Below are 11,676 nucleotides of genomic sequence, written 5' to 3' on the forward strand. Positions count from 1 at the left end.
TTCCCGGCTCAATCCGGTCGCTGTGATCCGGGGGGGGTGGCAGGGCCCATCCGCGGCCAGGGCCAGCCCCCGGCCCTCGTCCACCGGGTCAGGGCCGCGGCGTCGCCGTTCGGCCGTCCTTTCGTACGAACTCGATCAGACGGGCGTAGCTGTCGTTGCCGTGGCCGGCTGCGATGGCTCGTTCGACCAGGTTGTTGAACAGCTCCGGCATACCGGAGTCCGCCCCGCGGAGTTCGCTCGCGTGGGTGAGGATGTCCATCGTCCTGTGGTGGAGGTCCAGGGGGAAACCCCCGGCCGGGTACTCCCCCGCGTCGATCTGCGGCGCGTATGTGGTCATGAAGAAGCGCACGGTGTCCAGCCACCGGTCGGCCACTTCGGTGTATGCCGTCGCCGTCACATTGCCGCCGGGTCCTTCGGCCCCGATGAGTGCGGCGGTGTGCAGCCAGCCGGTCAGTGTGGACCACATGAGGCCGAGCAGCGCTGTGTCGTACACGGAGGAGAGGGCCGGATCGGTGCCCAGGTGGATCGGGTTGCCCATGGCGGCGAGCGTCTTGCGGTTGTCCTCGAAAGTGTCCTGGGGACCGCCGTAGAGCTGCAGAAAGTCCTGGCTGCCGATGCCGGACGCGGTTGTCATGATCACCCCATCGAGATAGCGGGCTCCGCCGCTCTCCGCCCAGGCGGCCGTCTCCCGGGCGTGCACGGGCGAGCCGGAGGTGAGATTGACGAGCGTGCGGCCCGCGAGGTCGCCGGACAGCGGGCCGAGTACGGTGTGAACGACGTCGTACGCCGACAGGCACACCACGATCAGCGGGCTCGCAGCGACGGCCTCGGCGGCCGAAGCGGCTTCCATGGCACCCCTGGCGGACAGGGCGTCCGCCTTGCCCCGCGTACGGTTCCACACGGTCGTCCGATGGCCCGCGGCCACGAACGCGCCGGCCAGCGCCGTACCCATCTCCCCCAGGCCGAGAACGGTCACCTTGGTGGACACAATTGCCTCCTCATATCCCGAATTCACGGCGCTGACGCTCCGTCAGGTCGCTGTTTGCCGGTCCGTACGAGCAGCCGCGACGGGCCGTGGAAGACCAGGTCCTGCGAATAGCGCACCGGCTCGTCGGCCGGTGCCAGGCCGGGCAGGCCGCGCAACAGCGCGCCCAGGCCCAGCTCGGCTTCGGCGCGGGCCAGCGAAGCGCCCACGCAGTAGTGGGTGCCCATGCCGAATCCGCTGTGGCGGCCCGTGTCGCGGCGGAGGTCGAGCCGGTCGGGGTCCGGGAAGGACTCCGGGTCGCGATTGGCCGAGCCGAGGACCAGAACGAGCCGGCTGCCGCGGCGGATCGCGCGCCCGCCCACCTCCCCGTCCTCCTGGGCCTGCCGGGTGACCATCTGGACCGGCGGGTCGTAGCGGATCAGTTCCTCCACCGCGCCGGGCAGCAGTTCGGGACCGGCGCTCAGCAGCGCGAGCTGGTCCGGATGGGCGAACAGCGCCAGCAGCCCCTTGGACAGCAGGTTGGTGGTCGTCTCGTGGCCCGCGGTGAGGAGGTGGATGCAGGTGCCCACCAGCACCTCGTCCCCGAACCCCTGACCGGCGGCCCGGCGCAGCAGGACCGCGATGAGGTCCGCGCCGTCCCGTTCCCGCCCGGCACGGCGCCGGGCCAGTTCGCTCCGGAAGTACGTGTCGAGCTCCCGCGCCGCGGCGTCCGCCACGGCGAAGGCGTCGGCCCGGCGGGCGACTCGTGAGCCGGTGGCCTGCTGGAGGTCGACGGCACGGGACCGGAACCAGTCCCGGTCCCCGGCGCGGACGCCCAGCAGTTCGCTGATGACGAGAAGCGGGAACGGAGCCGCGAAGCGGTCGACGAAGTCGGCCTCGGCCTCCTCGCCCAACTCGGCCACGAGGGACTTCGCGAGCCGTCGGATGCGCGGGCGCAGCGCCTCCACGACGCCCGGGGTGAAACTCTGGGCGACCAGGGCCCTGACCCGGGTGTGCCGGGGAGGGTCCATGAAAACCATCCAGTTGGCGACAGTGTTCCGCAGATGCGGGCATGTCCGGGGGAGCTGTGCGGGCGGTCCTCCGCGGAGGTAACGGCGGTCGCCGAGCACCTGTGCCACATCGGCGTGACGGAACAGATACCAGGCGTCGTCCGCCCCGCGATGGACCGGGTCGCGTTCCCGGTACGCGCGGTAGTGGGGGTACGGGTCCGGGAGCGGAACGTCCGCGGTCCGGAAGGGCGCCGGCCGGCCGCCGTTCATCGCGCGCCCCGCACGGGATCCGTCGTACGAGCCGCACCGGTACGGGGATACGCGCTCATCGCGACTCCTGTTCGCGCCGGAAGAAGTCCGCGTAGAACGTCATCATGTCGGCGACCTGGCCGGGCACCGGATCGAGCGCGCGTGCCGCCGTCGACAGATGGGCGAAGCGCAGGGCCAGGGAACGGCGTGCCACATCGGGGCGGGAGACGCAGACAGGTGCGGTCTCCAGCTCGAACGTCGGTCCCGCCGTTCTGCCCCGCCGTCCCGACTCCATGGTGACCAGCAGCTCCGCCAGGGGGCGCATCATGCCGGTCATCACATCGATGGAGGCGCCCATCAGCTTCGAGCGGCGCAGGCTCGCGTCGGGGCTCTCGCCGAAGTGCTGCACCATGAGTTGGAGCATCAGGTAGTACGAGCGGTTGAAGAGCTGGGCCACCGCGCGGGTCCGAGGGTCGGTGATCGGGTCCTTCGCCGCGTCGCCGGTCCCCAGCGTCGGATTGCGGAGCGCGGGGTACGCGGGGTTCCAGGGCACGAGCCGGCCGTGCGGGCCCGGGAGGCGTTCGGTGGTGAGCAGTTCGCCGATGCGCAGGAATGTCTCGAAGTGCGAGACCTCCTGGGCGTCCGCGCTGTTCAGGGTGGCGCCTTCGCCCTGCTCGGTGATGAAGTCGACGGCGAACAGGGCGCTGGAGAGGTCGTCGACCTGGAGCTGGTAGTCCGGGTGGACCGCGTTGACGGACTCGCGGAGGAACAGGTGGTGTTCACCGCCACCGCGGCCGCGCTCCACCATGAACAGGTCGGGGACGCGCTCCAGTCCTTGGCGTACTCCCGCATACAGTTCGCTGATCGAGCCCCAGGAGAACGGGGGCGCCGGGTCCGTACCGGCCCGGTGTGCGCCGGACCGCACGGCGTGTTCCGGGCAGAGGTCCGGTGTGAGCCGGGCGGGCTGTTCGATTGCGATGTACCGCTGGACGCTGCCGACGCTCAGCGGCTCCAGCGCGAAGTCCAGGGGGACGGGCAGAACGCTGTTGAGGGTGCCGAAGTCGATCAGCGGGACGTGGAACGGCTCCCCCATCGCCATGATGATGTTGTTGACCACCAGGAAGTGGATCATTTCCTCGCGGGCGACATTCAGCAGAGCGCCACGCATTCCGTCAGCGTTGGTCTCGCTTCCCTTGCCGCAGGCGTGGGCCAACTGCGCGGCCGTCCAGTGCCCCCGGCGTACGTACTCCAGCCCGGCCCCATGGGTCGGGACCGAGAAGGCCGCGTACAAGTACTGGAGCATGACGGCCAGTTCCAGTGTGGCCGCCTGTTTCAGTACGGCCCACAGCTCGCCCCGGGTGGTGATCAGCGGTCCGCTGCCGAGTACGGCGGGTACGGGTACGGGCGGGCGCGCCCGGGCCTGACGGTTGCGCAGATACGCCAGCAGCAGACGGGCTTGCGGATCCGACAGGTCCCGGGTCGGCGGCATGTAGTACGTCTTCGTCCTGTTGCGCGGATCGCACATCTGCCAGACCAGGTCGGCGTAGGTGTCCACCTTGAACTGGTCGGCGAGGCTGAAGACGTCCGAGCGCATGAAGGAGGAGGTGTGCTCGTAGTAGGCGAAGATCTCCCGGTGCAGCAGGCCGAAGTCCACGTCCTGCCGCGGCACGTCGTCGAGGTGCCAGTCGTCGGGGAGCACCCGTACGCACATCGATCCGGCCCCGGCCCAGTAACCGAGCGCGTCCTGGTCGTCGTACGCGGTCCACGCCGAGCCCCGTGCGCCGGGGAAGGCGGCCGGCCGGTCGGTGGGGTCGGCGGAGAGCAGCACCCGGCAGGTGCCCGCCCGTTCGCCCCGGAGGGTGAGCAGTCCGTGGCCGTGCTCGTCGGTCTCCACCGCGCATTCCCCGGCGTAGCCGTCCTCGCCCCGCAGCCCGAGGATCACGGCGTCCCCGCACTGGGCGTCGGGGCTGCCCGCCAGGCCGTCGCCGGGCAGGGCGCGCGGGTTGTAGTACTGCTTCACGTACACCTTGGTGGGACCGGCCGGACGTCCGCGGACGTAGGAGCGCAGTGGCACCTCGACGGCGTGGTCGCTGAGCCGCGCGCGGTCGCGGTGGTGCAGGGTCAGCAGTGCCTCGTCGGTCTGGATGTTGGTCTCGCGCTCGGTCAGCAGGGTCTCCCGCCGCCCCGAGGGCCCGCGGCCCGTCAGATACAGACCGTGGTCCGCGGCTTCGCGCCGGCCGGGCCCGGCGGGCACGGTGAGGATCCCGGAGGTGGTGTCACCGGGGTACGTGCCCGCCGGCAGCCGGGCCACGAGCCGTCCGGAGCCGGCCGTACGCAGCTCCAGGTCGCCGCAGTCGAGCGGCGGGCCGAGGCGGTGCAGCGGGCCGGGGCCGGCGTGGGCGGCCCGGCCGGTGAGCGGTACGGCGGAGATCAGGTTGAAGTGGGCCCGCCCGGCGGCGACTTCGACGGTCGCGTGGTGAAGGGGGCCACCCGGAGCGGGCGGGACGAGCAGCCGCCCGGCGGGGTACGTACGTAACTCGTGGGAGTGCCAGGGTGCGACGGTGCCCCGGACACGCCAGTGGTTGGGCGCGTCCGGGGCCACGGGCGACGCCATGTTGTCCAGCGCGAGCTGCACCACGAGACCGTCGGCCTCGTCCACCGCGGAGCGCAGGGCGGTCACGGCGGGAGAGTGCCGGATGTCCGGCAGCCAGCCAAGACCGCTCTTCGGTACGGCGAACTGGTGCACGGCGCAGTAGCGGAGGTACGGGGCCAGGGCGTGGTCACCGAGACCGCGTACATGGCCGAAGTCGGCCCAGCGCGGCGGGTGGAGGCCGGTCACCTCGCCGAGGACCATATAGCCGGTGTCGTGCGAGCGGCCCGTCCGGCCGACCCCGAACTGGCCGGTCATCAGCGCCATGGTCCACCGGGATGCCGGGTCCAGATCGAAGACCCGGGCGCGGTTGGCGGTGGTGCGCAGGTATTCGTTGTAGTGGCCCCAGACGTCCACGCTCCGGCCGACCAACGGGTCGGCGGTGTCCGGTGATCCGGCGCTGTCCGGGGTCTCGATGGACACGATCTGCGCGTCCAGCCAGAAGTGGCTGTTGCCGTCGAAGTTCCACCCCTTGGCGGCGCTGAACTCGCCGCGCGGGTCGGGGCGCCCCTCCTTGTCGAAGTGGGGGCCGCGCCGCTGGAGATAGGCGTGGTACTCGGTGGCGGGCCGGTCGGCGGGGAACGGCGTGCCGTCGCCGGTCAGCGCCCGCCTGGCCGCGAGGTCGACCAGTCCGCTGCGCGGCCCGGTCGGCAGCTTTGTCGTGGCGATTCCGGCGAAGTGGAGCCTTGGCAGGTCGAAAACGCTCATCGCGGGTCTCCCGGGGGCGTGTGACGGACTCAGGTGGCCGCGGCTTTGCGGCCCACGTCGAAACAGCGGACCTCTTCGACGGCGCGCAGAGCGGACTCGATCGCTCCTTCGACCCACGCCGGCGCCGTCGAACAGTGCTCGCCCGCGAAGAAGAGGCGGTTCACCGGCCGCGCGGCGCTCGCCCGTTCCCTCTCGCACTGCGCGGTGGTCTTGCCCCAGCGTGTGGCACAGCCCGCGCTCCAGGGCGAGTTGCCCCACACCGCGCTCACCGCTTCCAGGACCATGCCGGGCCTGAGCAGTTCGGGGTGAACCGCGCTCAGCTCCTCCAGGACGAGCCGGTGCCTGCGCCGCGGCGGCAGCCGGCCGAGCCAGGCGGCTTCCTCGCCGATCGTGTAACTGGCCAGCAGCGCGGCGCCCTGTTCCGGATCGCCTTCCACGGGCGGGTAGTAGGTCTGGCGGATGCGCCCGCCGGTGAAGGAGGCCCCGCCGAGGATGCCGTCCTCCTGCCAGAAGGGTTCCCGGCAGAGGAAGGCCACTTTGGTGGCCGGGCAGTAGTCCACCTCGTGGATCACGGCGAGCTTGTCGTCGTCCAGTCCGGTCAGACGCATCCGCCGCAGGGCCGGGAACGGCGTGGTGCACAGGGCGAAGTCGGCTCGCCGTACGATCCTTCGGGTGCCCACGCGGATGTGGATGCGTAAGCTGTCGCGGCCCACGTCGATGCCCACGACCCGGTGGCCCCGGAAGACCGTGCACCGGAGGTGGCCGACGAGCCGGCGTGGCAACTGGTCCATCCCGCCGCGCAGTCTCAGAAGTGTCGGGCTGGTCTCGGCGAGGATGTCGTCGAGGAAGCTGTTGAGCCGGCCGCTGCACCCGGCGCGGATGCCGGGGTGGGCGGAGAAGAGCGCGTGGAGGTCGACCCTGTCGCCGGCCGCGCTGTACAGGTAGGGCGTCAGATCGGTGCGGTCGACGAGATCGAGGAGTTCGCGCCGCAGGTCCCCGCGGAGCGCCTCGCGCAGATCGGGCGGGGCGATCGCGTCGACGATGGCGGTCAGCCAGGCCCCGAAGGCGATGGTGGCGTCGCTGTAGCCGTGACCGGGGCGGTGCAGGTCCAGGGCGTGCCGGAAGTCCTCACGGAGCGGCCGGGATGCATCACGGATACGGATGAATCCGCGGTCGGTGTGCAGGAGCGCGTTCTCGTCCGACAGCAGGGTCGTGAAGGGGCACAGGGAGCTGCCCAGCCGCATGCGCCGGATGTACTCCCGCGTGAGCCGGTGCCGGGTGGGAATGCGCATGGCTCCGAGTTCGACCGTGGGCGCGCCCGGGCCGGGACCGAATCTGTGTGTGCGGATACGCCCGCCGACACGGGCCTCACCCTCCAGGACCTCGACGCAGTAGCCGAGCCGTTCCAGTTCGTACGCCGCCACGAGCCCGGCCATTCCGGCACCGATGACGGTGACATGACGTCCCTCGACCGCGAAGGGCTCACATGCGCAGGCGGACCGATCCCGCAAGTCGTTGGACATGAAAGACTCCAATTAGTACGATAAATCGCCATCCTTTGGACTTCACTGCTGTTTCATGCGCCTGCAAATGGCATGCCACGATATTTATGGGCAAATTTGATGCCAATGTCATATTCACGTGGTATTAGGGCACACACAGATGACGTAGACGGCATACGTATGGCGATGGATCCGCCCCGGCGGCTGGAACTCTGGCAGGTGACGGCCCGTTACGAATGAGGAGAACTCGCCACCGAGTTGTGCGAGTTCACCGAGTTGCCGAGTTCACAGACTTCCACCCCCACTCTTCACGGAGGCCCGGAACCATGGCCCGGAACCAGCTCCAACCGTCCCGGCGGACCGTTCTCGGCGGTGCCGCCCTCGCCACGCTCGCGGCGGCGGCCGGCGTCGGCACGGCGAACGCCGCCACCGCCGCCCAGGCCGGCGCGTGGCCGACCGAGTTCCCCCTCCCGAACGGCTTCCTCCCCGAGGGGATCACCATCGGCGCCAAGCCGTACGCCTACATGGGCTCGCGCGCCAACGGGGCCGTCTACCGCACGGATCTGCGCACCGGGGAGGGTGGGTTCATCCACGAGGGCGCCGCCGGAACGGTGGCCATCGGGCTGAAGCTGGACCATGACGGCCTGCTCTACATCGCCGGGGGCGGCGGCGGAACCGCGCGGGTCGTCGACTCCCGCACGGGCAGGCTGGTGGCCACGTACCAACTGACCGGCGCCACCGGCCACTTCATCAACGACGTCATCCTGCTCGGCGACCGCGCCTGGTTCACCGACTCACGCGACAGCGTGCTCTACGGCATACCGCGCGGCCGCGGAGGCGGGATCCGCAGCCTGCCGCTCAGCGGCGACTGGGTGCAGACGCCCGATGTGAACAACGCGAACGGCATCGTCGGCACCCCCGACGGCCGAGGGCTGATCGTCGTCAGCAGCACGCCCGGCAAGCTCTACCAGGTGGGTCTGAAGACCGGCCGCGCCACTGAAATCACACTGAACGGCGCGACGGACGTCGCCAACGGCGACGGTCTCTTCCGTATCGGCCGCACACTGTATGTCGTACAGAACCGGCTGAACCTCATCAGCGTGTTCAGCCTCGACGCCACGGTCCGCTCCGCCACCCTGCGCCGTACGATCACCGACCCGCGCTTCGACGTGCCCACCACCGCCGCCCGCCGGGGCGATCGCCTGTACCTCGTCAACGCCCGCTTCACCAGCCCCCAGACGCCCGACACGACCTTCAACGCCGTCGCCGTCTCCCTCTGACACCGGGGCGTTCGACGGCACCCTCGTAGTCCTCCGGGACATGGACTCCGTACCGGACGCAAGGGGCACTGTTTACTCCGGGCCCCTTGCGTCACCCGGCGGGGTACCGGTCAGCAGGCTTGGCGCCAGGTGCCGAGTTCGAGTTTCTTCCGCATGGAGGACAGGCCCAGACGGCGGCTCTGCGCGCAGAAGTCCTCGGTGGGCAGCGCGTACTCGACATGCAGGACGGCCTTCCCGGCCCGTACGAAGGGGGTGAGCGAGCCGCACTCGTCGTACTGCGCGCACTCCTCGTTCACCGCGAAGTCGAAGGTATCCACGAGCGCGGGCACCTGCGGCAGATCGTTCTTGAGTCCGACCGACATACCGCGCTCGTGCGCGAGCCGGGCGATCAGCCGGTTGTACGTGAGCTGATCGCCGGCGCGCAGCGGGAATCCGGTGTCGTTGAGATAGCCGTCGAGCAGATCGGGTTCGACCGCGTCGAACCCCTTCGACCGGCACATGTCGAAGCGCTTCGCCATCAGAGGCCCGAGGACGTCGAGGCGCCGGATGTCGAGCCAGCGCTCGCCGTCCCAGCCGTTGGGACGGCCGAGGACGGAGGAGGGGAAGGTGTCGCTGTCCGGCCGGAAGTCCTCCCAGGCACCGGCGTTGATGTAACAGATGACCTTCCGCCCGTCCCGGTGGAGACGGGCGACATCGGCGGCGGTGTTCTCGAAACCGTCGATGTCGTACACGGGCACATCGGTCCGGGGATCCACCCGTCCGTCGAGCTGCCACTGCCAGGGAGTGCCCGGCCGGGGCGCCCAGCGCTTCGCCGGGGCAGGCTTCCCGGTTTCCGGACCCTTCTCCGTGTCCGTCGTCGAACAGCCGGCCACCAGCAGGAGCAACACCAGCAGGATCAGCAAGTGCGGCAGCGGAACGACGAGACGCGGCGCGCCGGCACATGGCACACGGACCGGGCGGGGCACGCTCCAACGCGCCCGAGCGGGGAGTGGACGGGTCATGGTGCCTTCCGGAGCAGACCGAACGGGGGCGCGGTCCACGGGTTGGGCAGTTCTCCCGCGACCGGACAGGAGACGGCGGCGCCACGCTCCTGGGCGGTGCGCACGGCGAGTCCGGTCAGGGCGGGCGGCACACCGTACACAAGATGGCAGAACCTCCCGGCCGGATGACGGGCGGTCCAGCGCGGCCGGGCGAAGGGCGACAGATAGGTCGTCCAGTGCCCCTCGAAGGTGACGATCAGATCCGCGATCCGGGCGTAGCCGCGGGCCGGATGGACTCCCGGGTTCAGTACGACCGTGGCCGCTCCCCGGCGCCGCGCGGCGCGGACCAGACGGCGGCAGCGGCGCAGTTCACCCGCGCCGGCGGGGGCCTGGTCGAGGAAGCAGCCGTCGGTGCCGTACCACTCGCGGTGCCGGTCGAGATCGTCCCTGATATCGGTGCCCGGCCGCTCCCCGTAGGCGAGATCGACATAACCGAGGACGCGTGTGCCCGCCTCCCGCAGCGCACGCGCGGCGGAGACGAACGCGGGATCCGAGGCATGGCCGGGACCGTCACCGGGGTTGAGCACCACACCGTAGAGGAGACCGGCGGCCGAGGTCAGCAGCCGCCAGGCCGCCGGGTCCTCGGCGGGATGGACGTAGAGCGGTACGAGCAGGCTCACCGCACACGGTCCCCGGCCGGCGCCGGTGCCGGCCCGGTGCGCGCGGAGGCCCACAGGGCGGCCACGGACTCCGCCAGTCCGTACCGGGGAGCCCAGCCGAGCGCGTCCGCGGCGGCGGAGATGTCCGAGCACTGCCAGGACACGTCCGAGGAGCGCGCGGAGCCGCCCTGGGTCTCCTCGATCCTGCCCCGGAACCCCGCCGCCCGTGCCAGGCCGTGCACCAGCTCACGGACCGGGACGGCCTGTCCGCCGCCGATGTTCAGTACGGGGGGCAGCGGCCCCGGTGCGGTGGTGGCCAGCACGACCGCGCGGGCGATGTCCCGTACATCGACGAAGTCCCGGTACGCCGAGAGATCGCCGAGCCGTACGACGGCGCCGGGATCCGCGCCGGCCGGCAGGAGCTGCCGGACCACCCGGCCGGGCAGTCCGGCGGACGGGGCGCCCGGCCCGACCGGGTTGCCGACGCGCAGCACCACGGAGTCAAGACCGGCCGCGGTGACGGCGACGGTGCCCGCGAGCTTGGTGGCACCGTAGGGACCGGCGGGCCGGGTGGCGGCGTCCTCGGTGACCCGCTCGCCGTGTGCGGCCGGACCGTACTCGGCGGCGGATCCGAGATGGACCAGCCGCGCCCGGGGAGCCGCCTCCCGCAGGGCGGCGCAGAGCACCGCGGGGCCCCGGGCGTTGACCTCGGCGAGTGTCACCGCGTCACCGCCGACGGCGCCCGCGCAGTTGACGACCGCGTCCGGGGCGAACGAGGCGACCACGTCCGCCAGTTGACGGGTGTCGACGGTGGCGAGATCGACGGCCGGCCCCGTGGCCGGGGTCCGGCCGGCGCCGAGCAGCCGCACACCGGGCAGGGTGCGAAGCTGTTCGGCGGCGTGCCCGCCCAGGTATCCGGTGATGCCCAGGACCAGGATGCGCATGGAGTGCTCAGGCTCCCTTGAGCAGAAGGGACTGGTAGGTGGTGAACTCGGCGTTCGCGCGGTCGTAGTCGTCGGGGCGGCCGATGTCGAGCCAGTATCCGTCGAACTCGTAGGCGTGCGGGGGATTGTCCGATCTCATCAGATCCAGGACGAGTTCGTCGAATCCGAGCGGCAGTCCGGGGGTGTAGGCGTCGAGCGTCGCCCGGCTCAGCCCGTAGGCGCCCATCGAGACCCGGTAGTCCATGCTCGGCTTCTCCTTGAAGCCGACGACCCGTCCGGCCTGTGTGGTCAGAACACCGAAGTCGATGTGCACCTTGCGCGCGTAGGTGCTGATCGTCAGGGGCGCGCCGGAACTGCGGTGGCGAAGGAGCACATCGCGGTAGTCGAGATCGGTGAGGATGTCGCCGTTCATCACGAGGAAGGTCTCGGGCAGCCGGTCCCGCATCGTCAGGAGCGGGCCCATGGTGCCCAGCGGGCTCTCCTCGCTGGAGTAGTCGACGTCGAGCCCCCAGCGGGAGCCGTTGCCGACATAGGCGCGGATGATCTGTCCCAGATGGCCGATGGCAAGGGTGCAACTGGTGAACCCGGCGGCGGCGAGCTGGCGCAGCACGATCTCCAGAATGGCGTGCCGGTCGCCGATCGGTACAAGGGGTTTGGGCAGTGCCGTCGTGTACGGGCGTAAGCGGACGCCTTTGCCGCCGGCAAGTATCACTGCGTGCATGGAGAGTCT

Annotated in this window: 9 protein-coding genes; 1 reads left to right on the forward strand and 8 read right to left on the reverse strand. The window is 70.8% G+C overall.

The features are described 5' to 3' along the window. Window positions 1-88 precede the first annotated feature (88 nt). The 4 genes from ACFU9P_RS03645 to ACFU9P_RS03660 are packed head-to-tail and all read right to left on the reverse strand — an operon-like array spanning window position 89 to window position 7,104. Window positions 89-988: an NAD(P)-dependent oxidoreductase gene (locus ACFU9P_RS03645; RefSeq protein ID WP_384077606.1), complete on the reverse strand. Its 900-nt coding sequence runs from the start codon at window positions 986-988 to the stop codon at window positions 89-91. 23 nt (window positions 989-1,011) lie between these two features. Next, complete coding sequence (locus ACFU9P_RS03650; RefSeq protein WP_384077608.1) at window positions 1,012-2,244, reverse strand: cytochrome P450; 1,233 nt, start codon at window positions 2,242-2,244, stop codon at window positions 1,012-1,014. A gap of 55 nt (window positions 2,245-2,299) precedes the next feature. Next, on the reverse strand, window positions 2,300-5,581 hold the full coding sequence (locus ACFU9P_RS03655) for a ferritin-like domain-containing protein (protein ID WP_384077610.1): 3,282 nt from the start codon (window positions 5,579-5,581) through the stop codon (window positions 2,300-2,302). A 29-nt stretch (window positions 5,582-5,610) separates the two neighbouring features. Continuing rightward, entirely contained in the window at window positions 5,611-7,104 is a 1,494-nt protein-coding gene (locus ACFU9P_RS03660; protein WP_384077612.1) for a flavin monoamine oxidase family protein, read from the reverse strand. A gap of 305 nt (window positions 7,105-7,409) precedes the next feature. Here ACFU9P_RS03660 and ACFU9P_RS03665 point away from each other — a divergent pair, with 305 nt between their 5' ends. Then, complete coding sequence (locus ACFU9P_RS03665) at window positions 7,410-8,363, forward strand: SMP-30/gluconolactonase/LRE family protein (RefSeq protein ID WP_384077614.1); 954 nt, start codon at window positions 7,410-7,412, stop codon at window positions 8,361-8,363. A 110-nt stretch (window positions 8,364-8,473) separates the two neighbouring features. Here the strand turns inward: ACFU9P_RS03665 and ACFU9P_RS03670 are convergent, their stop codons facing one another. The 4 genes from ACFU9P_RS03670 to ACFU9P_RS03685 form a co-directional block, all read right to left on the reverse strand. Next, window positions 8,474-9,274, reverse strand: a complete 801-nt coding sequence (locus ACFU9P_RS03670) for an endo alpha-1,4 polygalactosaminidase (protein ID WP_384077913.1) — start codon at window positions 9,272-9,274, stop codon at window positions 8,474-8,476. A gap of 86 nt (window positions 9,275-9,360) precedes the next feature. Further along, the gene (locus ACFU9P_RS03675) at window positions 9,361-10,023 is read right to left on the reverse strand and encodes a spherulation-specific family 4 protein (protein ID WP_384077616.1); all 663 of its coding nucleotides are present in this window, start codon (window positions 10,021-10,023) and stop codon (window positions 9,361-9,363) included. Beyond that, window positions 10,020-10,946 (reverse strand): NAD-dependent epimerase/dehydratase family protein, encoded by a 927-nt coding sequence (locus ACFU9P_RS03680; RefSeq protein ID WP_384077618.1) that lies wholly within the window; start codon window positions 10,944-10,946, stop codon window positions 10,020-10,022. The genes ACFU9P_RS03675 and ACFU9P_RS03680 overlap by 4 nt, the downstream gene beginning before the upstream one ends. A 7-nt stretch (window positions 10,947-10,953) precedes the next feature. Then, window positions 10,954-11,667, reverse strand: coding sequence for an NDP-sugar synthase (locus ACFU9P_RS03685; protein WP_376374480.1), 714 nt, complete (start codon window positions 11,665-11,667; stop codon window positions 10,954-10,956). Between the last annotated feature and the right edge of the window lie 9 nt (window positions 11,668-11,676).

Origin of the sequence: Streptomyces sp. NPDC057617 (assembly GCF_042800555.1) — a bacterium.
Lineage (GTDB): Bacteria > Actinomycetota > Actinomycetes > Streptomycetales > Streptomycetaceae > Streptomyces.